24 protein-coding genes are annotated in these 24,901 nt (G+C 68.6%); 8 read left to right on the top strand and 16 right to left on the bottom strand.

Going from position 1 to position 24,901, the window contains the following annotated elements; all coding sequences use genetic code 11:
- Nucleotides 1-7: 7 nt before the first annotated feature.
- The 3 genes from H8F26_RS00890 to H8F26_RS00880 are packed head-to-tail and all read left to right on the top strand — an operon-like array spanning nucleotide 8 to nucleotide 1,592.
- The gene (locus H8F26_RS00890; RefSeq protein ID WP_231598005.1) at nucleotides 8-337 is read left to right on the top strand and encodes a 2Fe-2S iron-sulfur cluster binding domain-containing protein; all 330 of its coding nucleotides are present in this window, start codon (nucleotides 8-10) and stop codon (nucleotides 335-337) included.
- A gap of 11 nt (nucleotides 338-348) precedes the next feature.
- Nucleotides 349-537: a hypothetical protein gene (locus tag H8F26_RS00885; RefSeq protein WP_197156824.1), complete on the top strand. Its 189-nt coding sequence runs from the start codon at nucleotides 349-351 to the stop codon at nucleotides 535-537.
- The gene (locus H8F26_RS00880) at nucleotides 507-1,592 is read left to right on the top strand and encodes a DUF3326 domain-containing protein (RefSeq protein ID WP_231605387.1); all 1,086 of its coding nucleotides are present in this window, start codon (nucleotides 507-509) and stop codon (nucleotides 1,590-1,592) included. Before H8F26_RS00885 ends, H8F26_RS00880 begins: the two co-directional genes overlap by 31 nt.
- 7 nt (nucleotides 1,593-1,599) lie before the next feature.
- On the opposite strand, the gene ald is transcribed toward H8F26_RS00880, so the two are convergent.
- The 5 genes from ald to H8F26_RS00855 form a co-directional block, all read right to left on the bottom strand.
- Nucleotides 1,600-2,739, bottom strand: coding sequence for an alanine dehydrogenase (ald, locus tag H8F26_RS00875; RefSeq protein WP_197156822.1), 1,140 nt, complete (start codon nucleotides 2,737-2,739; stop codon nucleotides 1,600-1,602).
- Nucleotides 2,740-2,806: 67 nt separating this feature from the next.
- A complete protein-coding gene (locus H8F26_RS00870; protein WP_197156820.1) occupies nucleotides 2,807-4,492 on the bottom strand; it encodes an NAD+ synthase in 1,686 nt (561 codons plus the stop codon).
- A 91-nt stretch (nucleotides 4,493-4,583) separates the two neighbouring features.
- A complete protein-coding gene (locus tag H8F26_RS00865) occupies nucleotides 4,584-5,177 on the bottom strand; it encodes a nicotinate-nucleotide adenylyltransferase (RefSeq protein WP_197156819.1) in 594 nt (197 codons plus the stop codon).
- A gap of 11 nt (nucleotides 5,178-5,188) precedes the next feature.
- The gene (locus H8F26_RS00860) at nucleotides 5,189-6,571 is read right to left on the bottom strand and encodes a DUF697 domain-containing protein (protein WP_197156817.1); all 1,383 of its coding nucleotides are present in this window, start codon (nucleotides 6,569-6,571) and stop codon (nucleotides 5,189-5,191) included.
- The gene (locus H8F26_RS00855) at nucleotides 6,568-7,608 is read right to left on the bottom strand and encodes a CNNM domain-containing protein (RefSeq protein ID WP_197156815.1); all 1,041 of its coding nucleotides are present in this window, start codon (nucleotides 7,606-7,608) and stop codon (nucleotides 6,568-6,570) included. Before H8F26_RS00855 ends, H8F26_RS00860 begins: the two co-directional genes overlap by 4 nt.
- A gap of 174 nt (nucleotides 7,609-7,782) precedes the next feature.
- Here H8F26_RS00855 and H8F26_RS00850 point away from each other — a divergent pair, with 174 nt between their 5' ends.
- A complete protein-coding gene (locus H8F26_RS00850; RefSeq protein ID WP_197156813.1) occupies nucleotides 7,783-9,114 on the top strand; it encodes an aminopeptidase P N-terminal domain-containing protein in 1,332 nt (443 codons plus the stop codon).
- On the opposite strand, the gene H8F26_RS00845 is transcribed toward H8F26_RS00850, so the two are convergent.
- On the bottom strand, nucleotides 9,086-9,886 hold the full coding sequence (locus tag H8F26_RS00845; RefSeq protein ID WP_197156811.1) for a TIGR01548 family HAD-type hydrolase: 801 nt from the start codon (nucleotides 9,884-9,886) through the stop codon (nucleotides 9,086-9,088). The genes H8F26_RS00850 and H8F26_RS00845 overlap by 29 nt on opposite strands.
- Before the next feature lie 13 nt (nucleotides 9,887-9,899).
- Nucleotides 9,900-10,559 (bottom strand): transaldolase family protein, encoded by a 660-nt coding sequence (locus tag H8F26_RS00840; protein ID WP_197156809.1) that lies wholly within the window; start codon nucleotides 10,557-10,559, stop codon nucleotides 9,900-9,902.
- 60 nt (nucleotides 10,560-10,619) lie between these two features.
- Here H8F26_RS00840 and H8F26_RS00835 point away from each other — a divergent pair, with 60 nt between their 5' ends.
- Nucleotides 10,620-11,162, top strand: a complete 543-nt coding sequence (locus tag H8F26_RS00835) for a 30S ribosomal protein PSRP-3 (protein ID WP_370594661.1) — start codon at nucleotides 10,620-10,622, stop codon at nucleotides 11,160-11,162.
- Between the two features lie 165 nt (nucleotides 11,163-11,327).
- On the opposite strand, the gene H8F26_RS00830 is transcribed toward H8F26_RS00835, so the two are convergent.
- Genes H8F26_RS00830 through H8F26_RS00805 form a run of 6 tightly spaced genes read right to left on the bottom strand, consistent with a single transcriptional unit; the run spans nucleotide 11,328 to nucleotide 17,165 of the window.
- Nucleotides 11,328-12,386 (bottom strand): hypothetical protein, encoded by a 1,059-nt coding sequence (locus tag H8F26_RS00830; protein WP_197156805.1) that lies wholly within the window; start codon nucleotides 12,384-12,386, stop codon nucleotides 11,328-11,330.
- Nucleotides 12,387-12,396: 10 nt separating this feature from the next.
- On the bottom strand, nucleotides 12,397-13,986 hold the full coding sequence (locus H8F26_RS00825; protein WP_197156804.1) for a protein phosphatase 2C domain-containing protein: 1,590 nt from the start codon (nucleotides 13,984-13,986) through the stop codon (nucleotides 12,397-12,399).
- Nucleotides 13,983-14,720 carry a VWA domain-containing protein gene (locus H8F26_RS00820; RefSeq protein WP_197156802.1) on the bottom strand — a complete coding sequence of 246 codons (738 nt, stop codon included), beginning with the start codon at nucleotides 14,718-14,720 and terminating at the stop codon, nucleotides 13,983-13,985. Before H8F26_RS00820 ends, H8F26_RS00825 begins: the two co-directional genes overlap by 4 nt.
- Before the next feature lie 20 nt (nucleotides 14,721-14,740).
- Nucleotides 14,741-16,072 (bottom strand): protein kinase, encoded by a 1,332-nt coding sequence (locus tag H8F26_RS00815; RefSeq protein WP_197156800.1) that lies wholly within the window; start codon nucleotides 16,070-16,072, stop codon nucleotides 14,741-14,743.
- A complete protein-coding gene (locus H8F26_RS00810; RefSeq protein ID WP_197156798.1) occupies nucleotides 16,069-16,896 on the bottom strand; it encodes an FHA domain-containing protein in 828 nt (275 codons plus the stop codon). Before H8F26_RS00810 ends, H8F26_RS00815 begins: the two co-directional genes overlap by 4 nt.
- Nucleotides 16,893-17,165 carry a hypothetical protein gene (locus tag H8F26_RS00805; RefSeq protein WP_197156796.1) on the bottom strand — a complete coding sequence of 91 codons (273 nt, stop codon included), beginning with the start codon at nucleotides 17,163-17,165 and terminating at the stop codon, nucleotides 16,893-16,895. Before H8F26_RS00805 ends, H8F26_RS00810 begins: the two co-directional genes overlap by 4 nt.
- Nucleotides 17,166-17,224: 59 nt before the next feature.
- Between H8F26_RS00805 and H8F26_RS00800 the strand changes: the two genes are divergently transcribed.
- Complete coding sequence (locus tag H8F26_RS00800; protein ID WP_231598004.1) at nucleotides 17,225-19,558, top strand: transglycosylase domain-containing protein; 2,334 nt, start codon at nucleotides 17,225-17,227, stop codon at nucleotides 19,556-19,558.
- Here the strand turns inward: H8F26_RS00800 and H8F26_RS00795 are convergent.
- The 3 genes from H8F26_RS00795 to atpD form a co-directional block, all read right to left on the bottom strand.
- Nucleotides 19,503-20,684 (bottom strand): rhomboid family intramembrane serine protease, encoded by a 1,182-nt coding sequence (locus H8F26_RS00795; RefSeq protein ID WP_197156794.1) that lies wholly within the window; start codon nucleotides 20,682-20,684, stop codon nucleotides 19,503-19,505. The genes H8F26_RS00800 and H8F26_RS00795 overlap by 56 nt on opposite strands.
- A 64-nt stretch (nucleotides 20,685-20,748) precedes the next feature.
- Nucleotides 20,749-21,156, bottom strand: coding sequence for an ATP synthase F1 subunit epsilon (gene atpC, locus H8F26_RS00790; RefSeq protein ID WP_197156793.1), 408 nt, complete (start codon nucleotides 21,154-21,156; stop codon nucleotides 20,749-20,751).
- A gap of 41 nt (nucleotides 21,157-21,197) precedes the next feature.
- Nucleotides 21,198-22,664, bottom strand: a complete 1,467-nt coding sequence (gene atpD, locus H8F26_RS00785) for a F0F1 ATP synthase subunit beta (protein WP_197156792.1) — start codon at nucleotides 22,662-22,664, stop codon at nucleotides 21,198-21,200.
- Between the two features lie 228 nt (nucleotides 22,665-22,892).
- On the opposite strand from atpD, the gene groES reads away from it, so the two are divergent.
- Both groES and groL read left to right on the top strand, forming a co-directional pair.
- Complete coding sequence (gene groES / locus H8F26_RS00780; RefSeq protein WP_197156791.1) at nucleotides 22,893-23,204, top strand: co-chaperone GroES; 312 nt, start codon at nucleotides 22,893-22,895, stop codon at nucleotides 23,202-23,204.
- A gap of 48 nt (nucleotides 23,205-23,252) precedes the next feature.
- Nucleotides 23,253-24,887 carry a chaperonin GroEL gene (groL, locus tag H8F26_RS00775; RefSeq protein WP_197156790.1) on the top strand — a complete coding sequence of 545 codons (1,635 nt, stop codon included), beginning with the start codon at nucleotides 23,253-23,255 and terminating at the stop codon, nucleotides 24,885-24,887.
- Nucleotides 24,888-24,901 lie beyond the last annotated feature (14 nt).

The following is a 24,901-nucleotide window of genomic DNA, read 5'->3' as shown; positions in this document are numbered from 1 at the left end:
CCCGCTCGTGTCCGATTCCTCCAGCTTCAGCGTCACCGCCGAGATCGACGGCACGCGACACAGTTTTCCGTGCCGATCCGACCAGACCGTGCTGGCCGCGGCTGAAGCAGCGGGCGTGCCCTTGCCCAGTTCCTGCTGTTCGGGGGTGTGCACCACCTGTGCAGCCCTGCTCCGCAGCGGCCGTGTGCACCAGCCCGATGCCATGGGGGTGAAGATGGAGCTGCAGGAGCAGGGCTATGCCCTGTTGTGTGTGTCATTCCCCCGCAGTGACCTCGATCTGCTCGCCGGCCAGGAAGATGCGCTCTACGAGCTTCAGTTCGGTCAGTTTCAGAAGTGAGTGCTGCGCCCATGCGCCTCGAGCCACTGGAGTTGTGGCTGAAGCCCGCGCCCGGTGCTCTGCTGCCACAGATCCGGGCCTCCCTGGCCGACCAACCCGGCGGCGCCGAGCCCCTGCGCTGGGCGATCACGGCGGTGGATCCTGATCGGGGGCTGAGGGTCGAAGGGGTTTGGCTGTTGAGCACCAAACCGCCGTGTTGAGCGGCTGTGCGGCGCCGCCGCTGCCCACCCTTCTGGTGATCCCCACCGGCGTGGGCTGTGCCGTGGGCGGCTACGCGGGCGATGGCCTGCCGGCGGCCCGGCTGCTCGCCGCCGCCAGTGGCTGCCTGATCACCCATCCCAACGTGATGAACGCGGCGGCGCTCTACTGGAGCGATCCACGGCTGCACTACGTGGAGGGCTGGAGCCTGAATCGCTTCGCTGCCGGTGAGCTGGCCCTGGCGCCGGTCCCGTCGCGGCGGGTGGGTCTGCTGCTGGATGCCGGCATCGAGGAGCCCCTGCGTCAGCGCCATCTGCAGGCGGCCGATGCCTGCCGCGCCAGCCTTGGCCTGGCGATCGGCCCGGTGCGCACCACCGAGGCACCGCTGCACGTGAGCCTGTCGCTTGGCCCCAGTGGTGCCAGCTGGGGCAGCCTGGTGCGCCCGGATCTGCTGCTGCGGGCGGGAGAGCAGCTGGTGGCGGCCGGGGCCACGGCGATCGCCGTGGTGGCCCGTTTCCCCGATGAGCCCGAGAGTGAGGCCCTGGCGGCCTACCGCCAGGGGGCGGGGGTCGACGGGCTGGCCGGTGCCGAGGCCGTGATCAGCCATCTGCTCAGTCGTCATCTGGGTTGCCCCTGCGCCCACGCTCCGGCCCTGGCGCCGCTGCCGCTCGATCCCAGCCTTGATCCGCGGGCCGCGGCGGAGGAGCTGGGCCACACCTTCCTGCCCTGCGTTCTGGTGGGCCTGAGCCGGGCCCCCGATCTGGTGAGCGAACCGGCTGCCTCCAGGGCGGCCGGCCTGATCCGCTCCGGAGACATCGGTGCCGTGGTGGCGCCGGCGGCGGCCCTGGGGGGGGAAGCTGTTCTGGCCTGCGCGGAGCGGGGGGTCCCGGTGATCGCCGTGCGGGGCAATCCCTGTGTGCTGGCGGTCGACGGGGCGGCGCTGGGCCTTGAGGTGCTGGAGGTGACGACCTACGCCGAAGCGGCTGGTCTGGTGCTGGCTCTGCGGGAGGGGATCGACCCTGCCAGCCTGCACCGGCCCCTGGGGCGCCTCGCTTGAACGGAGCTCAGCGCAGACAGGCCATCGGGTGGCGCGGCGACACCCCCAGGGCCTTGGCCACTCCGGGATGGCAGACGGCCCCATTGACGGTGTTCAGACCCGAGAGCAGCTCGGGCCGGTCGGTGACCGCCTCGGCCAGCCCGCGGCCAGCCATCACCAGGATGTAGGGCAGGGTGACACTCACCAGGGCTTCGGTGGAGGTGAAAGGCACCGCGCCGGGCATGTTGCCCACGGCGTAGTGCTGCACGCCATGGATCGTCACCACCGGTTCGGTGTGGGTGGTTTCGCGGCTGGTGGCAATGCAGCCCCCCTGATCGATCGCCACGTCCACGATCACCGAGCCGGCCTTCATGCGCTGGACCAGGTCTTCCTCCACCAGGGTGGGGGCCCGGCCGCCGGGGGTGAGCACGGCGCCGATCAGCAGGTCCGCCCCCGGCACCAACCGCTCAATCAGGCCGCGGCTGCTCACCAGGCTCACCAGGCGGCCCTTGCGGTCGGCCTCCAGCCGGCGCAGGCGCTGGGGCGAGTGATCCAGCAGGAACACCTCCGCATCCATCGCCGCCGCCAGCCGTGCCGCATGCCAGCCCACCGTTCCGGCCCCCAGCACCACCACCCGCGCCGGCCGCACGCCGGTACAGCCGCCGATCAGCACGCCGCGGCCACCGTGGGGCTTTTCCAGCAGATGGGCGCCCACCTGGGCGGCGATGCGCCCGGCGATCTCGCTCATGGGCGCCAGCAGCGGCAGGCTGCCGTCTTCGAGCTGCACGGTTTCGTAGGCCACCGCGGTGGTACCGGCCTCCAGCAGGGCCTCGCCCACCTCGGGATAGGCGGCCAGATGGAGGTAGGTGAACAGCACCAGGTCGCTGCGCAGATAGCGAAACTCCTCCGGTTGCGGTTCTTTCACCTTCACCACCAGATGGGCGCCCCAGGCGTCCTCGCAGCTCACCAGAAGGGCCCCGGCCGCGGCGTAGTCATCGTCGGCGATGCCGGCGCCGAGCCCGGCGCCCTCCTGCACCCGCACCTCCATGCCCTGGCCCACCAGCTCGCGCACCCCATCAGGACTGAGCGCCACCCGCTGCTCGTCCTGCTTGATTTCCGTAGGCACGCCGATGCTGGCCATCGGGGCCGTCAGGCCGGGTGCTGTCATGGACCACTGCAGGGCTTGCACCAGATTGGCGGGGCCGGGGCGGAACTGCCACGCATTCGTGACGGGATCAGCGTGCGGCGATCGGCATCCGCCAACCGCTGCCGAAGGCCCGAGCGCTCACTTTCAGCAGTGGTGCAGCCTGGCGCCGCTTGAATTCGGCCAGACGCAGCAGCCGATGCACCCGTTCGGCCAGGGCGGCATCGGTGCCGGCAGCGATCAGCTGCTCGGGGGTGCGCAGCTCCTCGATGTAGGCCTTCAGCAGCGGATCGAGCACGGCGTAGTCCGGCAGGGAGTCGCTGTCGCGCTGGTCGGGCCGCAGCTCGGCGCTGGGGGGCTTGTCGCGGATGGCCCTGCCCACCAGCTCGCCGCACTCGGGCAGGCCCAGATCACGGCGGCAGGGGCCTGCGGCGGGGCTGTCCAGCCAGGCGCACAGGGCAAACACGGTGCTTTTGTAGAGATCGCCGATCACGGCCAGGCCTCCGTTCATGTCGCCGTAGAGGGTGCAATAGCCCACCGCCAGTTCGGATTTGTTGCCGGTGGAGAGCAGCAGCCGGCCCTCCTGGTTGGCCAGGGCCATCAGCAGCGTGCCGCGGATGCGGGATTGCAGGTTCTCCGCCGTGATCCCGCGGGGGGCTTCTCCCAGCGCTGGGGTCAGCACCGTGTCGAAGCTGTCCATCAGCGCAGCGATCGGCAGGGTGCTGCTGGGCAGGTGCAGCCGTTCGATCAGGGCTGTGGCGTCGCTGAGGGACCCGGCGGAGCTCCAGGGGGAGGGCATCCGCAGCACCCGCACCTGCTCGGGGCCGAGGGCCGCGGCGGCGATCACTGCCACCAGGGCCGAATCGATGCCGCCGCTCAGGCCCAGCAGCGCCCGCTGGAAGCCGCACTTGCCGGCATAGTCGCGCACCCCCAGCACCAGCACGCGGAAGATCTGCTCCAGCCGCTCGGGCAACGGCGCGATGGCGCTGGCCTGGTCGCGAGCGGCGTCCCAGAAACCGAGGGCTTCACGGGCGCAGGGCAGGCGAGCCACCAGCGTCCCTTCGCCATCCACCACGAAGCTGACGCCGTCGAACACCAGTTCGTCGTTGCCGCCCACCTGGTTCACGTACACCACCGGGCAGCCCAGGCGCCTGGCGGCGCGCGAGGCCAGGGTTTGCCGCAGGGCCACCTTCTCCTGGCCGAAGGGGGAGGCCGAGAGGTTGAGCAACAGATCGAGCCGATGCGGCAGCAGTGCCGCGATCGGATCCGCGCCGGCGAGGCGGTGGCCCTGCAGCTGCTCGTCCACCCAGAGGTCTTCGCAGATCGTCAGCCCAAGGCGCCACGGGCGGCCGCTGCGCACCAGCTCCAGCACGGCGGCGCTGGTGCCGCTGCGGAAATAGCGCTGCTCGTCAAAGACGTCGTAGGTGGGCAGCAGCCGTTTGCGGGCCACGAAGCGCCACTGGCCCGGCTCCACAAGGGCCAGGCTGTTGTAGAGGCCCGGCACCCCGGCATCCTCCACCGGTTCCACCACCCCCACCAGCACCGCCAGCTCCGCGGGCAGTGAGGCGGCGAGTCGGTCGAGCTCTTCGCCCTGGCGCTGCACGAGGCTGGCGCGCAGCAGCAGGTCGCGGGGCGGATAGCCCCAGAGCGAGAGTTCCGGCGTCAGCACCAGTTCGGCGCCAGCGCTCGCCGCCTCCCGGCAGGCCGTCAGGATGCGTGCGCCGTTGCCTCGCAGGTCGCCCACCAGGGGATCGATCTGGGCCAGAGCAAGACGCATCGGCAGCGGGAACGGCGTGAGGGGAAGGGAAGGAGGCGGAAGTGGTCGCAGTCGACTCAAGCTGCTGCATCTGCAGCCCGATCAGGCTGCATCAGCCGATTCGGCCTGCCGCAGGACCACCCCCTTGGAAGCCGTACAGATTGTGCTGCAGCAGCAGGGGGTGCAGCTCCGGCGGAACCTGGGCCGGATCGGGGCAGCGGCGCACCGCTGAGCTGGCCGTGGCGGGAATCTCCAGAGGCAGCAGCTCCAGCTCCGCCCCCAGCTCTCGCAGCGCCTGCTGCTGCTCCGCCGTGAGCGGCCAACCCCGGCGCGGGGCGATCGCCAGGCGGCAGCGGCGCAGGATCGCATCGGCGGCTTTCCAGCTGGGGATCTGGGGAGCCAGATCGCTCCCCACCACAAACACCAGTTCGTGCTGGGGCCACTGCCGGGCGGCGCGCTCCAGGGTTTCGATCGTCCAGGGGCTGCTGAGCTCCTGCCGGTGGTGCAGCCGCGGATCGCCGATCGCTGCCACCAGGGCCTCCAGCAGGGCTGCCCGCATGGGCAGCGGGGCCGCATGGTGCTTGAGGGGATTGTCACTGGCCCAGGTCGCCACCTCTGGGTAGAGGGTCAGCAGCCCCTCGAGCAGGGCGCGGTGGCCGAGGGTGGGTGGATCGGCGCTGGTGCCGAACAGGGCAACGGCGGGCATCGGTGGCCGGCTCAGGGCAGCAGGCTGGCAGGCCGCGGTGGCAGGGCGACGGGAGCCTGCTGCCAGCTGGCCAACCAGCGGCGCACTTCCGGATCCTGGCCGCAGAGGCGCTGCAGCAGGGCGCCTGGCCGGCCGGCGCCGCTGGCGCCGCGCAGCAGCTCGGCGGCCGCGAGGCGGCCGGTGCGACGGGTGGTGTGCACGGCCAGGGCCGCCTGGGCCAGGGCCACCGGCGCCGCCGGCGCGAGGCTGAGACCACCGCTGAAGGGCGCCGCCAGCAGCAGGACCTGGCGCATGCCACCCAGCAGCAGCTGCAGGCCCAGCTGAACGCCGCCCAGCAGGGCATTGTGGCCGGAGAGGCGTGAGAGCAGCTGGCGGGCGCCGCTGCTGGTCATCGGCAGGCCGTAGAGCTGACAGAGCTGCAGCACCAGGGCGGTATCGCAGGCCAGGCCTCCCGCCAGATCGAGCAGCAGCAGCGGATTGGCCGCGACGCCGGTGGCTTTGAGGGCGGCGAAACGGCCGATCAGGGTCTGGGCGTGGCGGCGGCCCTGGCGCAGGCGGTGGGCGTGGAGGCTCTGGCTGAAGCGATCAGCGGCCCGCAGGGCGTTGAGGCCCAGCAACAGGGGCCCGTGATCGCTCAGCAGTTGCCGCAGGGTGTGGCGCAGCGGTTCCACCTGGGCGGCTTCGCGGACGCTGCGCACACGGCCATCGTCGAGCAGCTGGGGCCGCCGCGGCGCCGCCGCCACCGCGATCGGCTCCAGGGTGCGGGCGGCGGCGGGGAGCCGGCGACGGATGCTGGCCAGCAGCGCCTGGCGTTCCGGCTCGGGCCAGCAGTCGCAGCGGTTGAGCACCAGCAGCAGCGGTTTGCCACTGGCCAGCAAGGGTTCAAGCGCCTCCAGCTCGACGCTGGTGAGATCACCATCCAGCACCAGCAGCACCAGATCAGCGCCGAGGGCCAGACGGGCCGCCAGCCGGGAACGCGCTTCGGCGGCGATCTCGTCGATCCCCGGCGTGTCGACCAGCTCAACGGCGCTCAGCCCCGCGATCGGCTGCTGCCAGGGCCGGCTCGCCTGGCGACGGGTGCAGCCATGGGCCACATCCGTGGCAAAGGCCTCCTCGCCAAGCAGGGCATTGAGCAGGCTCGATTTCCCGACCCCCACCCGGCCGAACACGGCCAGGCGCGGCTGCTTCTGCTCCAGACGCTGCAGTTGCCGGTCCAGCCCTGCCAGCTCCGGTCCAAGCAGGGTGGTTTCGCGGGGGCTGAGCTGCAGCTCTGCCCGCCAGCGGCGCAGCAGCAGCAGGCAGCGCTCAGCGGTGGGCGGGGGCGTCAGCCTCGGGCGATGGGCTGGTGGTGCGGAGCCCCGGCGGGACCCGTGGCTCAGCGAGGGGGAGGTCATGACGGCTGTTCCTGCTCCACGTTGAGGGCGAGGTTGTCCCCACCGGTCTGGGGGCGGCGCCACCAGCCGGCCAGCACCGCCAGCACCGCATCGGCGCCGATCACCCCCACGAAGCCACCGAATTCATCCACCACCACGCGGATGCCGCTGCTGTTCCGCCGGAAGCCGGTGAGCAGCCGATCGGCGCGAATCATCTCCGGCACGTATTCCACCGGCTCGCACAGCTCGGCGGCGGTCATCGCGCCTTCCTGCTGCAACAGGGCACTGAGCAGCCGTTCGCGGTTTGCCACCCCCAGCACCTCATCGACCTCCTCGCCCAGCACCACCCACCAGGAGGCCGGGTTGGACAGCAGGTTGGACCGCAGACTCTCGAGGCTGGCCTGGCCCTGCAGGGTGGGGGCCGCCACCCGCGGCACCATCAGATCCCTGGCGGTGAGGTCATTGAGCTGGAACACCTTGGCGATCATGGCGGCCTCGTCGGCCTCGATCTGCCCTTTCTGGGAGCCGAGCCTGGCCAGCAGTCGGATTTCCTCTTCGTCGGTGTTGAGCTCGTTCTCATCGCTGATGCCAGGCAGCAGGCGTTCCAGCACCAGCACAAGGGGCAGCATCAGCTTCAGGAGCAGCGTCAGGCTCTTCGCGCTGGCCAGGGAGACCGGCAGCGCCAGCCGGCTGCCGAGGGCCTTGGGCAGGATCTCGCCCAGCAGGATGACCAGCAGGGTGAGCCCCACCGAGAACAGCGGCAGGGCGACGGGATCGATGTTGTGGCGGCTGAACACCCAGCTGGCGAAGCCGCCCACCATCAGGCTGCCGAAGATGTTGAAGGTGTTGTTGACGATCACCAGCACCGACAGGGTGCGGCCCAGGCGGTTGCGCAGCTGCTCAAGGCGGCGGGCGCTGCCGGATGGCCGAGGACGATGGGCCAGCTCATGCACCCGGATCGGGCTCACGGTGAGCAGGGCGGCCTCGACACCGGAGCACACGGCCGAGCCCAGCAGCATCACCACCACCAACACGCCGAGGACGAGGTAATCGTTCATCCGGCGACGGGCGCGTGGGGGGGGACGGAGGTGGTGGAGAGGTGAGCGATCGCAGGGGCGGCGTCAACAACCGGGAAGCGTGCTGGCCGTTCCGGGCCCAAGGCACGCAACTTGCGCGGTCTCTGTATTAAACCGGCTGTTCCAACTTCTGGCTGTCGAGCCGTTCCGCCGCCCATGGCCAGCCCGCCTCCGATTGACGCCGCGGCCTATGCGGAGCGGCGCGGACGCTTCCTGCACCGCCTCGGTGGCGTGGCGGCGGTGATCCCGGCCTCCTCCCTGGCGACGCACCACGCCGATGTGGAGCATGCCTTCCGCCAGAACAGTGATTTCTGGTATCTCACCGGCTTCGATGAGCCCGGGGCGGTGGCCCTGTTCCTGCCCCATTGCCCCGAGCATCCCTTCGTGCTCTTCGTGGAACCCAGGGATCCGACTGCTGAGGTCTGGAATGGGTTCCGCTGGGGTTGTGAAGGGGCGGTGGAGCGCTTCGGCGCTGATCGGGCCCATCCGATCGCCGAGCTGCCCCAGCGGCTGGCCGACTACCTCAAGGGTGCCGAGGGCATCGCTTTCCGGGTGGGACGGCATCCCGCGGTGGAGCCGCTGGTGCTGCAGGCCTGGGCCCACCAGCTGGATCGGGCCCCCCGCACCGGCAGCGCCGCCCTGGGGCTGGTCGCCCCCTGTCCGATGCTGCATGAGTTGCGCCTGCGCAAGAGCCCCGAGGAACTGGAGCGGCTGCGGGAAGCGGCGCGGATCTCCGCCGAAGCCCACGAACTGGCTCGCCGGGTGACGCGGCCGGGCCTGCTGGAGCGGCAGGTTCAGGCGGTGATCGAGCAGCACTTCCTCGAACGGGGCGCGCGCGGAGCGGCCTACGGCTCGATCGTCGCCGGCGGCGACAACGCCTGCGTGTTGCACTACACCGCCAATGCCGCCGAGCTGCGGGATGGCGACCTGCTGCTGATCGATGCCGGCTGCAGCCTGGGCGACTACTACAACGGCGACATCACCCGTACCTTTCCGGTGGGCGGCCGCTTCAGCGCCGAGCAACGGGCCCTCTACGAGCTGGTGCTGGCGGCCCAGGAGGCGGCCGTGGCGGTGGTGCGGCCGGAGGCCACCGCCGAACAGGTCCACGACACGGCGGTGCGGGTGCTGGTGGAGGGCCTGCTGGAGCTGGGCCTGCTGCGGGGCTCGGCCGACAGCGTGATCGAGCAGGGCGCCTACCGCCATCTCTACATGCACCGCACCGGCCACTGGCTGGGCCTGGATGTGCACGATGTGGGCGCCTACCGGCTCGGCGAGCATCCAGTGGCGCTCGAGCCCGGCATGGTGCTCACCGTGGAGCCGGGGTTGTACGTGAGCGATCGGTTGCCGGTGCCGGAGGGCCAGCCGGCGATCGAGGAGCGTTGGAAGGGGATCGGCATCCGCATCGAGGATGACGTGGCGGTGACGGAGCAGGGCCACGAGGTCCTCACGGCTGCTGCTCTCAAGGCGCCGGCGGCGATGGAGCGCTGAGCCAGCGCAACAGGGCTTCGGGTTCGAGGGCCCTGGTGCAGGGCAGCACCACATCGGCTCCGGCTTCGATCAGCCGGGCCTCGTAGGCAGCTCGGAGGTCGATGGCTTCCGGGACCTGCAGGTGGGGTGGGGCGACGGCCAGGCTGAGGAAGCGGACAGCAGGGCAGTGCTGCCGAGCCCGCTGCACGGTGAGAACATCCGCCACGGTGTCGCCCAGGTAGGCGATCGGCGGACTCGCCTGATCCAGCGCTGCGCCCGTGAGCTGGCTGGCAAGCAGCAGCAGGCCCGTGGGGTCGGGCTTGTCGGGAGCCTGGCCCATGGCGATCAGCGGGGGCTCGCGCAGCCCCAGCCGTGTCTCCAGCACGTAGCGGCAGGACGGGGGCTCCGCACCGCTCACGAAGCCCCAGGCCACGTTGGCCCTGGTCAGCGCAGCAAAGAAATCAGATTCCACCAGCAGCGGTTCGCTGCCGATGAACCCCTGCCACAGACTGGAATCCCCCTCGGGGTCGCCACCGAAGTAGAAGCCGCCAAACACGTCCACCAGGGCTTCGAAGGCTGGGAGCGGGGTATGACCTGAGCGGCGCAGCAGCTCCAGCGAGGCTTCCCAGTCGTTGTTCCAGCAGCCTTCACTTTTGAGGGTGTCGATGGCACCGGGCTCAGGGCGCTGGCCGCTGAACTGGTGCACCGTTTCCACGATGGCGCGCCGATAACTGCCGCCGACATCCCGGATCACACCGTCGATGTCGAAGAGCAGAACGGCACGGGGGGACATCAGGCGGTGCCGATCAGGCGATCGCATCCTGCTCGAACTGGGCGACGGCGGCTTCGGTGGCTTCACTGGCGAACAGCCCTGCGGCGATGGCTGGGCCCATGGTGAAGGTGGTCATCCCTGCCTCCGCCAGGCGGGTCAGATCGCTGGCCTGGCGGAGGCTGGCCACCAGGAGCCTCACGCCAGAGCCCACGCCATCGAGGCAGCGCTGCATGGTGATCAGCTCGGCGTGACCATCGCGTCCCAGGTCACTGATGCGGCCGAGGTAGGGGGCGATGTAACGGGCTCCCAGGGCGGCGGCGATCAACACCTGGGCCGGCTCGTAACAGGCGGTGAACGTGACGGGGATGGCCTGGCTGATCAGCTGTTTCGCTGCCGCAGCACCGGTGGCGGTCACCGGTACTTTCACGACGATCTGGTCTGGTGCAATGGCATGCAGGGCAGTGCCACGGCGCACCAGGTCGGCGGTGCTGCTGCCCCAGGCCTGCAGATGCAGTTCCTGGGGCAGCAGCTCCAGGGCGCGGCGGCTGAGCTGGCGCAGATGGTCCAGATCGCAGGGCTGGCCGGCCTTTTTCAGCAGACTGGGATTGGTGGTGATCCCAAAGAACAGCCCGCTGGGCAGCCAAGCCTCCCAGTCGCTGGGGTCGGCGGAATCGAGGAACAGGCGCAGCGTCATGGGCGGGATCGAGCCGGTCGCGCCTTGGCGACTGGTAGGTTAATTGTTTGACCTTGTTCCTTGAGCGCCGAAACCATGACGGCCACTGAGACCGCCAGCGCCGAGAGCGCCAGCGCAGGTGCTGAAAGCTCCAGTGCCGCTGCCGTGACGGAGGCCCCCGCAGAAGTGGCCGCCGCTGCGGATGCCCCTGCCGCCGACACCGCCACCCAGGGCCGTCCGGTGATGCGCGGTGGCAGCGCCGCCCTGGCCACGGCCACCATCGATGAAGATGGCGTTCCTTCCGGCTATACCCCCAAGGCCGATGAGGGTCGCTTCCTGCTCAAGATCCTCTGGCTGTCGGACAACGTCGCCCTGGCGGTGGATCAGATCGTGGGTGGTGGCCCCAGCCCACTCACCGCCTATTTCTTCTGGCCCCGGGAAGATGCCTGGGAAACCCTGAAATCCGAGCTGGAAGCCAAGAGCTGGATCACGGATAACGAGCGGGTGGAGATCCTCAACAAGGCCACCGAAGTGATCAACTACTGGCAGGAGGAGGGCAAGGGCAAGAGCCTCGAGGAGGCCAAGCTCAAGTTCCCCGATGTCACCTTCTGCGGGACCGCCTGATCCTTCCGCTGGAGTTTCCTTGGGCATTGACGATGTCCCTCATCCCGCGATGGAAACCTGGCAGGGTTCCATCACGGGATTTTTTCGGGACCTTGCTACATCGGGCTAGCATCAGCTTTGGATACAGGGTTCTGAATTCAGAGATCTTGATTCAGAGCTTTGGAATCACCGGCGCGCCTGCAGCACCCGAACGAAGGCACTGTTCGTGATCAGGGCCGGCGAGGTGGCGATGTCCACCGTGAAGCTGCGTGTCTCGCTCTGGCTGGTGCCATCCGGGTAGACGAAGGTCACCACCCCATCGAGGGTGAGGCTGCTGCCATTGCTGCCGGTGGTCTGCAGATCCGACACGGTCACCTGTTGGAACTGCTCGAAGAAGGCGGCGTCGAACTGGTCGGCTGCCGCGCCGGCAAACCACTGACGGGCCTGCTCGAAATCTTTGCGGCTGAGGCTCTCGTAGAGGCTGCGGATGCTCTCCATGGCCTGCTCCGCCGTGGCGGCCTCAGGAGTGGGTTCAGGTTCGGGCAGCTCTGGCACCTGGGGGGGCTCAGGCTGGCTTACAGGTGCGGGGGTAGGGGGTGCCACCGGTTGGCGCACCACCGGCGCGCTCGGTTGCAGGGCGCTCTGCTGCGCCGACTGGTGCATCCACAGCACCACGGCCACCAGTGCCACGCTGAGGCTGCCGGTGAGAAAGGCCAGGAAGGCCACGAGGCCCCGGCTGCCGCCTGATGCCCTCTGTGCCTCCACCGCATAGACATCCTCGGCGGCTGGTGCCGCACGCGGCATCTGCGGCACCACGGGCGGTTGAACGGCTGAGACCTCTACGGGCACCGCTGCTACCGCCACTGGCACAGCAGCGGTTTGCCGGGGCACGCCTGGATGGGGTGCCGCCTCTGAGCCTGAAGGGGTCATCGGCCCTGGCAGGGCCAGCAGGCCCAGGACCACCCCCTCCATGCGGGCACAGATCGTGACGGCGAACACCTCGCGCAGTTCCGCCATCAGCCGGGCCGCCAGGCGCGGATCCGCCAGGGGCCTGGCCTGGCTCGCACCGCTGTGGAAGGCGGCGGACAACACCAGATGGCGCAGTGCCGGCAGCAGGGCGGTCTGCTCACTGCCGCAGAGGTCACCCACCAGCCCCTGCAGACGACGGCCCTCGATCGGCAGGTTCTGGGAACGAAGCTGCAGCACCCGCTCCCGCAGGGCGGCCCCGAGCTGGTAGTCGTTCATGGCAGGCGGATCAGCGGGATGGGGATGGGCTGGGCATGGTCTGCTGCCATTGCTCCTGCAAGGCGGACTGCAACGCTGCACAGGCTCCCAGAGCCTGAAGGGCTGATCCGCGCACCATCGTGCGCTGCGCCGGATCGAAGCTGGCCGCGATCAGGGCTCCGAGGGGATCGCTGGTGCTGGTTGCGTTGAGCAGATCTGGAGCGATTGTGCCCCGCCCCAGCCCCTCGAACTGGGCGCGGCGGTTGCGCAGGGTGCCTCGGATCGATGCCGGTGAACCCTGGCAGAGTGTCTGGACCAACTGACGGACTGGCTCAGGTGGCAGGGACTCAGGGGAAGAAGGCTCCATTTTCAGGGGCGTGGCAGGCCTCGGTGGGGACCGCTGCCCCAGCAGCCCCAAGGAGCTCAACAGAGCCAGCGCTCCTGCCAGACCCAGACTGAGACCCAGCAGGAGGCGTGGAGTGGATGGTCGCCCCTTGCCGGCGACGGCAGAGGAACCAACATCAGAAGCATCGGCGGTTTCGTTGGCTGGCTGAGAAGCTTCTGTCTGAACCGTTGTTGGTTTCGCCGTTGCGGTTGCCGCGGGTGTTGGCTCAGCGGTTGCTTGCTCCGCCCTCCGTTGCACAGGCTTTGTTCGCTCAGGATTGACCGGTTCAGCCGCGAGCGACCCCTCAGGCTCGAACCAGGTCATGGCCACGCTCACATCGTCGCCGCTGCCCTCGCGGCTGATGCGATCCAGCAGGCTGGGAAGCTCAGTGGACTCCTGGCTTGCCTCTGGAGCGTCTGCCGGTGCGGCCGCTTGATCCAACGCATGGGCCGGAGCCGTCGATCCGGCTTGGACTGCGCTCACCAGGAACGCAGCAAGTGCCAGGAAGTCAGGATCCGTGGCGCAGGACTTGCGCAGTCCATCGGTGCTGAGCAGCAGGGCGAAGCGCGCCTGGGGGCTGTCGAGCCTGTGCAGCCCGGAGCGCGACGCAAACAGCGAGGCGGCGTCGGGCAGGCAGAGGCTGCCGGTGGCTTCCCCCGGTGCGGCTGGGTCGTTCGCTTCCTCATCCAGCAGCACGGCCACGCCCTCGGCCTCCACCCGCACCAGGTCCCAGTCGCCCAGTCCGGTGTGGCCCCACCAGTGCGGTGTCAGCACCACCAGCCCCAGGGTGGTGCCATAGGCCAGCCAGTCTTGCGCCGCTGCGCTTTCCAGTGCGGGGACGCCCTCCTGTCCCGCTGGGTTGTCTGGCTCCGGCCGCCTGGCCCGGTCGGCCTCCACCGCTTCTCGCCAGGTGGAGAGAATGGCCAGCGGCAACGCCTGTTGCAGCCACCGTCGCCACTGCTCCATCGGCTGGCCAGCGGCAGTGTCGGCCAGACGGCTGGTCTCCAGCGTGGCGGCCACTGCCGTCAGGGCGGCTGTGCAGGCGAGGCGGCTGCCGATGTCGCTGCGGTGGTACCGGGCGCCACCGTGGCCATCGGCCACGGCCATCACCTTCACGGGCAGGCCATCGAGGCTGCGCAGTTCGACGGCCGCGCTAAAGTCCTGGCAGACCTGGCCGCGGCGTTGGTGGGCTGCTCCGGGGCGGCTGCAGATCCTGGCCGGCTGCCAGGGGCTCACCACACCAGGGGACCGACATCGTCGGTGGGATCGAGCACGGTCGGAGGCAGATCCGGCAGGGGGATGGGGCCCGGGGCTGCGGCCTCTGCCGACGGCACCATGCGGCTGGCGGGCATGGAGGCGGCGTTCACCACGGCCGTGGAAGCCCACTGGATGTACTGGGCCAGGGAGGTGGCGTTGCCGGCCTGCAGCGGGCGTCGCGCTGATCGGCCGCTGCCGCCGGGATCCTGGCCGATGAACTGCTGCAGCACCTCCAGATCGGCGTCGTGGCCGAGGGCAATCGCCAGCCGCACCGCCTTCTGGGCCCAGGGCTGGCGGATCAACGTGCGCAGGCCGCGATCGAAATCATCGGTGGGTTGGCCGTCGGAAATCAGCACCAGCACCGGCGGCAGAGCCCGCTCCTCCATCGGTGGCGTCTGCAGGGCGGCCGCCACCAGTTCCAGGGCCTCGCCCATGGCGGTCACGCCGCCGGCCTCAAGGTCGATCCAGCTGAGCTGCTCCACTGGCGTGGGCTCGGCGATGTGCCAGCGGGCCTGGTCGGCGAAGCGCACCGCCCGCACCAGCAGCCGGGCTTCCGGGTTCTGCCGGGCTACCTCGCCCATGCCCGGCAGCGACTGGCGGATCGCCTGGTTGAGCGCCTGCATCTTGCCCTGGGCTGCCATCGAACCGGAGCAGTCGCACAGGTAGAGGAAGTGGAGCGGTCGGTTGGCGAGGCGAACGTTGGGGAAGGGCATGGGGCACTACGGGCCAGGGGTCAGCGCAGCACCGTGATCGCCCCGGCCGGCGTGGTGAGCCGTCGCACGGGCGCGAGATTACAGGTTTTTTGGGGTTGCAACGGCACCACGGCGCCGTCGATCAGCTCCACGCTCCAGAGTTCCGGCGAGAGGTTGCGCAGCCCCACGATTGAGGGATCGCCGGGGTGGGCCTCCACCCGTGCCAGGGGGGTGAGCAGGCTCTCGGGTACGAGGGCATCGAAGTGATGGGGATGCAGCTCGTTGTCCGGTGCGGCGATCACCTCCCCATGGGCCAGCTGCAGCCGCAGGACCGGCTGCAGCGGCGAGCCGCAGCTCCAGCAGGTTCTGGCACTCTGATCGTCGGGGAAGACCTCCTGGCCGCAGGCCCGGCACAGTTGCCGCTGGTCCAGGGTGATCGACAGGGCCCGGCGCCACTGGCCCGTCAGGGCCCGCTGGCTGGGCTGGCGCAGGCCGCGGCAGAAGGTCTGCTCGAACAGGTCCTTGAGCCGCTCCGGGTAGATCGGCCAGGTGATCAGGGCGGCGGTGTGCTCGATCGGATCGGGTCGGTTGGACGGATCGGCCGGATCAAAGATGAACAGGGGGTCTTCGCCGTAGAGGCGGCGGCGGGCGGGTTCATCGAGGCAGCGAATCGCGAGCTCCCGTTGTCCCCGCAGGGGATCGTGGCGGGTGAGCAGCCTGAAGATCAGCACCGCCAGCGAGAACAGATCGCTGTCGGCGCCGGGGCGGGCCTGGCCCAGCAGCACCTCGGGAGCCATGAACCCGGGCGTACCCAGCACGCTGCCAGGGTCACGCCCGTCCACATCGACGTTGTCGTTGTCGCAGATCAGGATGCGGCCGCTGCCGGGTTGGAGGAACAGGTTGCCCAGGGAGATGTCCTTGTAACAGAGGCCGCGCAGGTGCAGGGCATGGAAGGCGTCAGCCAGGAAGAAGCAGGCCCGCAGCACAGAGCGCAGGCTGATCTCGATGCGGCCCGCGACGTGCTCATGGGCGCCCACGTAGTCCGCCGGTCTCAGGTCCATCAGATACCCGAAACCGGTGTCGCGGCAGCGGATCTGAGCACGGCTGGCGGCGCTGGGGTGCAGCAGGGCGATCGGCCAGAGGAAATCCTGATTGGGGGCCGTGGCGCGAATGCTGTCGCTGAGGCGGCGGGCCAACTGGGGATCACGGGCCAGGCACGCCGGCAGATACCACTTCAGGGCCAGAGCTTCGCCATCCACCTCCACCGCGAACACCTGGCCCTGGGTGCCGCCCCCCAGGGCGCGCCGGATTTGGATCGGGCTGCTGAGTTCCTCCATCTGCAGGGTCTCGCCCAACGGCAGGATCCAGGTCATGGCTCCACCGTCTGGCCCAGGGCCCGGCGAATGCCATTGCGGTGTGAGAGGGCCGTGATCCGGTTGGAGAAGCTGCGCCGGTAGGCCAGCCCGTCGCGCAGCACCACCACCAGAACGTGCTGCTTGCGCGAGCCCAGCAGCACTGCGCCGGCCAGGGCTGCCACCTGCAGGGGCCAGAACACCAGGGGAAAGGGCAGCAGCAGCAGACCGCCGAGGCAGACGAGCACCCACCAGCTGAAGATGTGGGGGTGGAGGGCCAGGCTGCGCAGCTCGGCTGAGCGGATCCGATCGAGGCTGATCCGTTCCCCACCGATGTCGATCTCTGCAGGGGCGGATCCCGCAGCTTGCGCTGCCACGGCGGGCTGCGGCGCCGGCCTTGCTGCACGGGCCTTTCCGGAAGTGGATTTCGAAGCAGTGGTCTTCGAAGCAGTGGTCGTCGCAGCAGTGGCCTGCGAACCCGTTGCGCTCGAAGCGCTGCTCTGCTGAGCAGTGGCGGACTCCCACTGAAACAAGAACACCGGTCCGTTGCGGCCCAGCTGGATCCGATCGCCGTCCTGCAGGGGGTGGGGGGCTGTGATCCGCTGGCGGCCCACGTAGGTGCCGTTGGCGCTGCCCAGATCCGCGATCACCCAGCCCGTGTTGTCGCTGGAGCTGCGGATCTCCGCATGCCGACGCGACAGCCCAGCCGCGTTCGGCAGGCAGAGCTGATTGGCCGGGTCACGGCCGATGCTCAGGGGCCGGCCGGAATCGAGTGGCACGCTGCTGCCCGGATCGTTCTGCTGCACCAGCCGAGCGTGGGGTGGTGCGGGGGCTGGGTTGGTCATGGGCCGCGGCGGCGCTGCCACCAGAGCTGCCAGTCTTCGCGCAGGTCTGCCCACCAGCCCCCGTCCCCCTCGCGGTAGGGCACGACGCGGCCCGGGAACAACAGGGCCTTGCTGGCCAGCGCCAGGGCCAGGAGCACCAGGGTCAGCAGCACCCAGCCGGGGATCGCCCCGAGCCAGGTCGCCGCAAAGCTGGCGCGCAGGGCATAGAGCCCGATCGTGAGGGCCAGCCACAGCCGGAAGGGCTCCCAGGGATCCCGCTGGCGCTCCACCCGTTTCCCGCCATCGCTGTCCGTAGCCTATGGGGCCGTCGCCGTGGACTGCCCTGCCCGTGCCGTCGTCCGACCCCGGCGCCCAAGTCGTTGGCCGCACCGCCGCAGCACACAGCCGCCGCCGTCGCTGGCGGGCCCTCTGGATTGCCTGCAGCCGCGGCCCATTGGCCCAGCGCCCCGGGGCCCTCGGCTCCGCCTGGCGACACCTGGTGGCCCGACAGGCCCGCGCCGAACTGTGGCAAGGCGATCGGTTGGTGCTGGCCCGTTCCCTCAAGCCAGGCCAGCGGCTGCGCATCGGTCGCGATCCGGCCTGCGAGCTGCCGGTCGCCGATCCCAGCCTCAGCCGGGTACACGCCATCCTCGAGCAGAAGCGGCTGGGCGATCGCGACTTCTGCCTCGAAGATTTCAACTCCGCCAACGGCCTGTTCCACCGCGACCGCCGCATCCGTGCCATCCGCCTGCGCCACGGTGATGTGGTGCAGCTGGGATCGCCGCTGAAGGGGGAAGCGCCGCGGCTGCTGTATCGCCATCCCCGCAGTGCCCTCGAGCAGGTGGTCCACCTGGCTGGCCTGGCGGCCTTGCTGGGCTCGGGGCTGCTGGTGGGCGGGCTGCTGGCGGCGGCCTCGGTGGGGGGCGGCTCCCGGATCCGCGCCATTGCCGGACCGGTGAAGATCTTTGCGGCCAGCGGTGAGCAGGTCGATGCCCGTGAGGGCTCGGCCACGGCCCTGCCCTCCCTGCAGGACTATCCCCTGCATCTGCGCCAGGCCCTTGTGGCCTCGGAGGAATCGCGGTTCGGCTGGAACAGTGGCCTCGACCTGTTCGGCACCCTGCGCTCCGTCCTGCTCGGCAGCGGTGGTGGCAGCGGCCTCACCCAGCAGGTGGCGCGTCTCTACTACCCCTCCGTGGGCACGGAGGTGAGCCTGGCCCGCAAGCTGCGAGAATTATGGGTGGCGCTGCAGCTGGAGGTGGGCTACAGCAAGAACCGGATCCTGAAGATGTATCTGGACCGGGCCCATCTCGGCCTGGGCACCGATGGGTTCGAGCAGGCTTCTCAGCTGTATTTCCGTCAGTCGGCCCGCGATCTGGATGTGGGCCAGGCCGCGTTTCTGGTGGGTCTGCTGCCTAGCCCCAATGGCTACAGCCCCTGCAACCGCGACGACCCCACCGCCGGTCGGGAGCGGCGCAACCTCGTGCTGAAACTGATGCACGAGCAGGGCTTTCTCTCCGATCAGGGGCTGATCGATGCCGAGCGCCGTCCACTCAACATTGATCCCTCCGCCTGCCGCGCGTCCACCTTCACCAGCTATCCATTCTTCAGCGATTACGTGCTAGGTGAGCTGGAGGGCACCCGCTTCGGTCTCAACCTCTCCGAACAGGAGAGTGGCGGCAACTACAGCGTGGTGAGCACGATTGATCCCAGGCTGCAGGCCCTGGCGCAGCAACAGTTGCAGCGCTTCCTGGAGGGTCCGGCGGCCCGGGCAGGCCTCACCCAGGGAGCACTGATTTCCCTGAATTTCGAGAGTGGTGACATCCTCGCCTACGTGGGCGGCGGCGATTACAGCCGCTCCAGCTTTGATCGGGTTCAGGCGTTGCGCCAGCCCGGCTCGGCCTTCAAGCTGTTCACCTTTCTGGCGGCCCTGGCCCGTGGGGTCAGCCCGGACGACCGCATCTCCTGCGCGCCGCTGTCCTATGTGGCCGGCTGCCGCCACGGGGCAGGCTCAGCCGATGGCACCACCAGCGTGGCCGATGGCTTCGCCGCTTCCGAGAATGTGGTGGCCCTGCGCCTGGCCCAGCGGGCCGGCCTGCGCCAGGTGGTGGACCAGGCCCGCCGGCTGGGGATCAGCACCCCCCTCGACCTCGACTTCAACACCATCCTGGGCGGACGTGAAACCCTGCTCTATGAGCTGGCCCGGGCCTATGCGGTGGTGGCGAATGGTGGCCAATCGGTGCCGATGCACGGCGTCAGCCGCATCTATGACCTGGGCATCTGCCAGTCGATCTACAGCCTTGCCACCTGCCCGGAGCGGGGGGTGACGGTGCCGGTGGGGGAGACATCCCGTCAGTTGATCCCGCCGGAGCATGCGCAACAGATGGATGCCCTGCTGGCCGCGGTGGTGCAGCGCGGCACCGGCAAGGCGGCCGCTCTGGTGGCCGATGCCCGCGGCAAGACCGGCACCACCAACAACGGCGTTGATGTGCTGTTTGTCGGCTATTCACCGTCGCTGAAAATTCTCACCGCCATCTGGATGGGCAACGACGACAACAAACCCGCCGAAGCCGCCAGTGGGGCCCTGGTGGCGGAGTTGTGGGGGCGCTACATGGCTGCTGCTGCTGACGTCAGCCGGCTGGGCGGGTCTGCTGCAGCACCTGCAGCCACTGGCCAAGCCGGCTGATCAGCGCCCAGGCGAGGCCGAGCTGCAGTCCCCACCACCACTGGCTGCTGAGCAGGCGGTCGATCGGACGGCTGCTGTCCTGGGGGCTGCGCCGGGGCAGCAGCCAGCTGAGTTGCAGGGTTCCGTACACCACCAGCAGCACCCAGGCGGGAATCGCCAGGGGGCCGAAGGGATAGCTCAGCGATCGCCAGTGCAACAGGCTGGCGCCACTGCCCAGGCCGATCAGAGCGCTGACGGCCCCCGAAGCTCCATCCCAGCGCCCTTCGCTGGTGCGGCGTTGCGCCAGCAGCAGGGCCAGGGCTGCGGTGGCCAGGCTGGTGAGGCAGTAGCGCAGCACCACCTCCGGCAGGGGCAAAGGGGATGGCCCCAGCAGGATCAGCAGCAGCACCAGGTTGAGCAGCGCCTCCCCATTGGCATGGTGAATCCAGGGGGCGCAGATCCAGCGCCACGCCTGGTGGGGATCGGTGGCATCGGCCTGTTCCAGGGGCCACTGACGCCGGACCACCTTGAGGGGACCGAGGGCCAGGGCCTGAAGCAGTGCCAGCAGCACCACCAGCACCACTCCGCCGCTCCAGCCCCAGGGTTCAAACACCCAGCGCTGTAACTCCCCGGCCGACCAGCGCCACACCAGGGCGGCGGTGGCCGCCAGGGCGACTCCAGGACCCAGGAGATGAAGCTGGTGAGCGAGACCTGCCGCTCCTGCTGCAATCTCCACAGCAGCAGGAGCGGGGCCGGAAGCATTGACAAGGCACGGTCCATCACTGGACGGTCCAGTGATCAAGGCCCGATCGGGGATGGACTCAGCGAGCGCTGACAGGCTGATGGATTGACCGGTGGCAGCCTGAAGGAGCGCCAGCAGCTCAACGAGAACCTTGGGGGCGTAGGTCGATTCGAGCTGATGGACCAGGCTCTGCAGGGCCGAGTGCCGGGTGCCCCCATCCCGTTGGCGAAGCACCTGGCGGAGCAGCGGCTGGGAGGCCAGATCGCGGATCGGCCCTTTGAGCCATTCCTCCGCGCCCAGTCCATCGATCAGGCGGTTGGCCAGAGCTGTGGGGTGCTCGAGGTCGAGCAGTCCAGCCTCATTCCATGCCCTCAGCTGCTGGCCCAGCTCTTCACCCTTCCCCATGCCCTCGAACCCTGCGGGGCGAGCTTAGGAGGGTGATGGGGAGGGCCAAACCAGCCTTGGGTTTTCAGCTGGCTTTGCTGGCCTGCAGCCGCGCCCTGGCCCGGGCCAGGCTCTGTTGAGCCTTCAGCTTTTCGGGGCTGGGCTGCTGGCCTTCGAACACCGCGGCAGCCTGCTGAGCGGCCTCGAAGGCCGTTTCGGCGGCGGCGGTGTTGATGCTGCTGCCGAGTTCGGCGGCGTTGACCAGCACCGTGACTTCATCGGCTTCCACCTCGGCGAAGCCACCCATCAGGGCGATGGTGCTCCAGCCATTGGCGTCACGCAGACGCATCACGCCGGTATCCAGGGCCGCCAGCATGGTGACATGCCCGGGAAGGATACCCACCTGACCGGTGGTGCTGGGCAGGATCACCTCGTCGGCGCTGCCGTCGAAAACGCTCTGGTCTGGTGCCAGAACGCGGAGAGTGAGACTCATGGATCGGGGACCTCAGGGAAACGAGCGGTGGATGGACGCGCTCAGCCCTTGGCTTCGGCGGAGATCTTGGCGGCCTTGGCTTTGACCTCGTCGATGTTGCCCACCAGATAGAAGGCGGCTTCGGGGAGATCGTCGAGTTCGCCAGCCAGGATCATGTTGAAGCCCTTGATGGTTTCTTCGAGCTTCACGTATTTGCCGGGCATGCCGGTGAACACTTCCGCCACGAAGAAGGGCTGGGAGAGGAACTTCTCGATCTTGCGGGCCCGGTCCACCGTGCGGCGATCGTCTTCCGAAAGTTCATCGAGACCCAGGATCGCGATGATGTCCTGCAGTTCCTTGTAGCGCTGCAGGGTGCTCTGCACGGCGCGGGCGGTGCGGTAGTGCTCGTCTCCCACCACGGCAGGCTGGAGCATGGTGCTGGTGGAATCGAGCGGATCCACGGCGGGGTAGATGCCCTTCGAGGCCAGGCCGCGGCTCAGCACGGTGGTGGCATCCAGGTGGGCAAAGGTGGTGGCAGGGGCGGGATCGGTGAGGTCATCCGCCGGCACGTAGACGGCCTGGATCGAGGTGATCGATCCTTCCAGCGTGGAGGTGATGCGCTCCTGCAGCTCACCCACGTCGGTGCCGAGGGTGGGCTGGTAACCCACAGCCGAAGGCATCCGGCCCAGCAGGGCGCTCACCTCGGAGCCGGCCTGCACGAAGCGGAAGATGTTGTCGACGAACAGCAGCACGTCCTGCTTGTTCACATCGCGGAAGTGCTCGGCCATGGTGAGAGCCGACAGGCCCACCCGCATACGGGCGCCCGGGGGCTCGTTCATCTGGCCGTAGCAGAGGGCCACCTTCGACTTGGAGAGGTCGTCGGCGTTGATCACGCCCGACTCCTTGAATTCCTCGTAGAGGTCGTTGCCTTCGCGGGTGCGCTCACCCACGCCGCCGAACACGGACACACCACCGTGCTCCTTGGCGATGTTGTTGATCAGCTCCTGGATCAGCACGGTCTTGCCCACGCCGGCGCCGCCGAACAGGCCCACCTTGCCGCCTTGGCGATAGGGCGCCAGGAGGTCAATCACCTTGATGCCGGTTTCGAACACCTTGGGCTTGGTCTCCAGCTCGGTGAGCTTGGGAGCTTCCCGGTGGATCGGCGCAGTCATGGTGGTGCTGACCGGGCCCTGCTCGTCGACGGGCTCACCCAGCACGTTGAAGATGCGGCCCAGGGTGGCTTCGCCCACGGGGACGGAGATCGGGGCACCGGTGTCGAGCGCTTCCATGCCGCGCACCAGGCCATCGGTGCTGCTCATGGCCACGGCACGCACGCGGTGGTCACCCAGCAGCTGCTGCACTTCGGCGGTGAGGGCGACCTGCTGACCAGCGGAGTTGGTTGCCTCAATGCGCAGAGCATTGAAGATCCTGGGCAGCTTGCCGGCCGGGAACTCCACATCAAGCACGGGACCGATCACCTGCCGGACAATGCCTTTGGTGCCGGAGGCGGCGGGAGCAGCAGCAGCCATAAGTAAGGAAAAATCGCGGTTTCGCGCAGCGGGGCATCAGCCCGTCTTGAGCGGCGCAACCTTACCACCGCAGCTCACCCGACCCTGGGAGTTCGGTCAACCGCACAGGCCTGGGGCTGGCTTGTTGCCCACTGGCTCGCATACGTTGGCAGTCAACGGGGCCGAGTGCCAACTCTCCCGTTGTTCAGTGGCGTCTCAGGCGCCATGCCGTTGCTATCGCATCAATTCATGGCTGCTGTTTCCCTCAGCGTCTCCACGGTCAAACCGCTCGGAGATCGCATCTTCATCAAGGTCTCCGAGTCGGAAGAAAAGACTGCCGGAGGCATCCTGCTTCCCGATACCGCCAAGGAAAAGCCCCAGGTGGGTGAGGTGGTCCAGGTCGGCCCCGGCAAGCGCAACGATGACGGCACCCGCCAGACTCCCGAGGTGAGCGTGGGTGACCAGGTCCTCTACAGCAAGTACGCCGGCACCGATATCAAGCTGGGCAGCGACGAGTTCGTGCTGCTCTCCGAGAAGGACATTCTGGCCATCGTCAACTGAACGGTACCAGTTCCCGCATTTTCCACACCCGCAAGGACAACGCCTTCCATGGCCAAGCGCATCATCTATAACGAGAACGCCCGCAGGGCCCTCGAAAAAGGCATCGATATCCTGGCTGAGGCCGTCGCCGTCACCCTGGGTCCCAAGGGCCGCAATGTGGTGCTCGAGAAGAAATTCGGCGCTCCTCAGATCATCAACGATGGCGTCACCATCGCCAAGGAGATCGAGCTCGAAGACCACATCGAGAACACCGGTGTCGCCCTGATCCGTCAGGCCGCCTCCAAGACCAACGACGCTGCCGGTGACGGCACCACCACCGCCACCGTCCTGGCCCACGCCATGGTCAAGGCGGGTCTGCGCAATGTGGCCGCCGGCGCCAACGCCATCACCCTGAAGAAGGGCATCGACAAGGCTTCTGACTTCCTCGTCAAGAAGATCGAGGAGCACGCCAAGCCGATCTCCGATTCCAACGCCATCGCCCAGGTGGGCACCATCTCCGCCGGCAACGACGAAGAGGTGGGCCAGATGATCGCTGACGCGATGGACAAGGTCGGCAAGGAAGGCGTGATCTCCCTCGAAGAAGGGAAATCGATGACCACCGAGCTGGAGGTCACCGAGGGCATGCGCTTCGACAAGGGCTACATCTCGCCCTACTTCGCCACCGACACCGAGCGGATGGAAGCGGTGCTCGAGGAGCCCTACATCCTGCTCACCGACAAGAAGATCGGCCTGGTGCAGGACCTGGTGCCCGTGCTCGAGCAGATCGCCCGCACCGGCAAGCCCCTGCTGATCATCGCCGAGGACATCGAGAAGGAAGCCCTCGCCACTCTGGTGGTGAACCGTCTCCGTGGCGTGCTGAACGTGGCCGCTGTGAAGGCTCCTGGCTTCGGTGATCGCCGTAAGGCCATGCTCGAGGACATCGCCGTCCTCACCAACGGTCAGCTGATCACCGAGGACGCCGGCCTCAAGCTGGAGAACACCAAGCTGGAGATGCTGGGCACCGCCCGCCGCATCACCATCAACAAGGACACCACCACCATCGTGGCCGAAGGCAACGAGGTGGCCGTGAAGGCCCGCTGCGAGCAGATCCGCAAGCAGATGGACGAAACCGACTCCTCCTACGACAAGGAGAAGCTGCAGGAGCGTCTGGCCAAGCTGAGCGGCGGTGTGGCCGTGGTCAAGGTGGGTGCCGCCACCGAGACCGAGATGAAGGACAAGAAGCTGCGCCTCGAAGACGCCATCAACGCCACCAAGGCGGCTGTTGAGGAAGGCATCGTTCCTGGTGGTGGCACCACCCTGGCCCACCTGGCCCCGGCCCTCGAGGAGTGGGCGGCCGCCAACCTCTCCGGCGAGGAGCTGATCGGGGCCACGATCGTGGCTTCCGCCCTCACCGCGCCTCTCAAGCGCATCGCTGAAAACGCCGGCGTCAACGGCGCTGTCGTGGCTGAGCATGTCAAGGGCATGCCCTTCAACGAGGGCTACAACGCAGCCAGTGGCGAATATGTCGACATGCTGGCTGCCGGCATCGTCGATCCCGCCAAGGTGACCCGCTCCGGTCTGCAGAATGCCGCTTCGATCGCCGGCATGGTGCTCACCACCGAGTGCATCGTGGCTGATCTGCCCGAGAAGAAGGAAGCAGCTCCCGCTGGTGGCGGTGGCATGGGCGGCGACTTCGATTATTGATCGCCTTCTGGTTT

The organism is Synechococcus sp. CBW1006 (assembly GCF_015840525.1).
Lineage (GTDB): Bacteria > Cyanobacteriota > Cyanobacteriia > PCC-6307 > Cyanobiaceae > CBW1002.
Note: the sequence above shows the minus strand (reverse complement) of the source record. Positions and strands in the feature narration are given on the sequence as shown.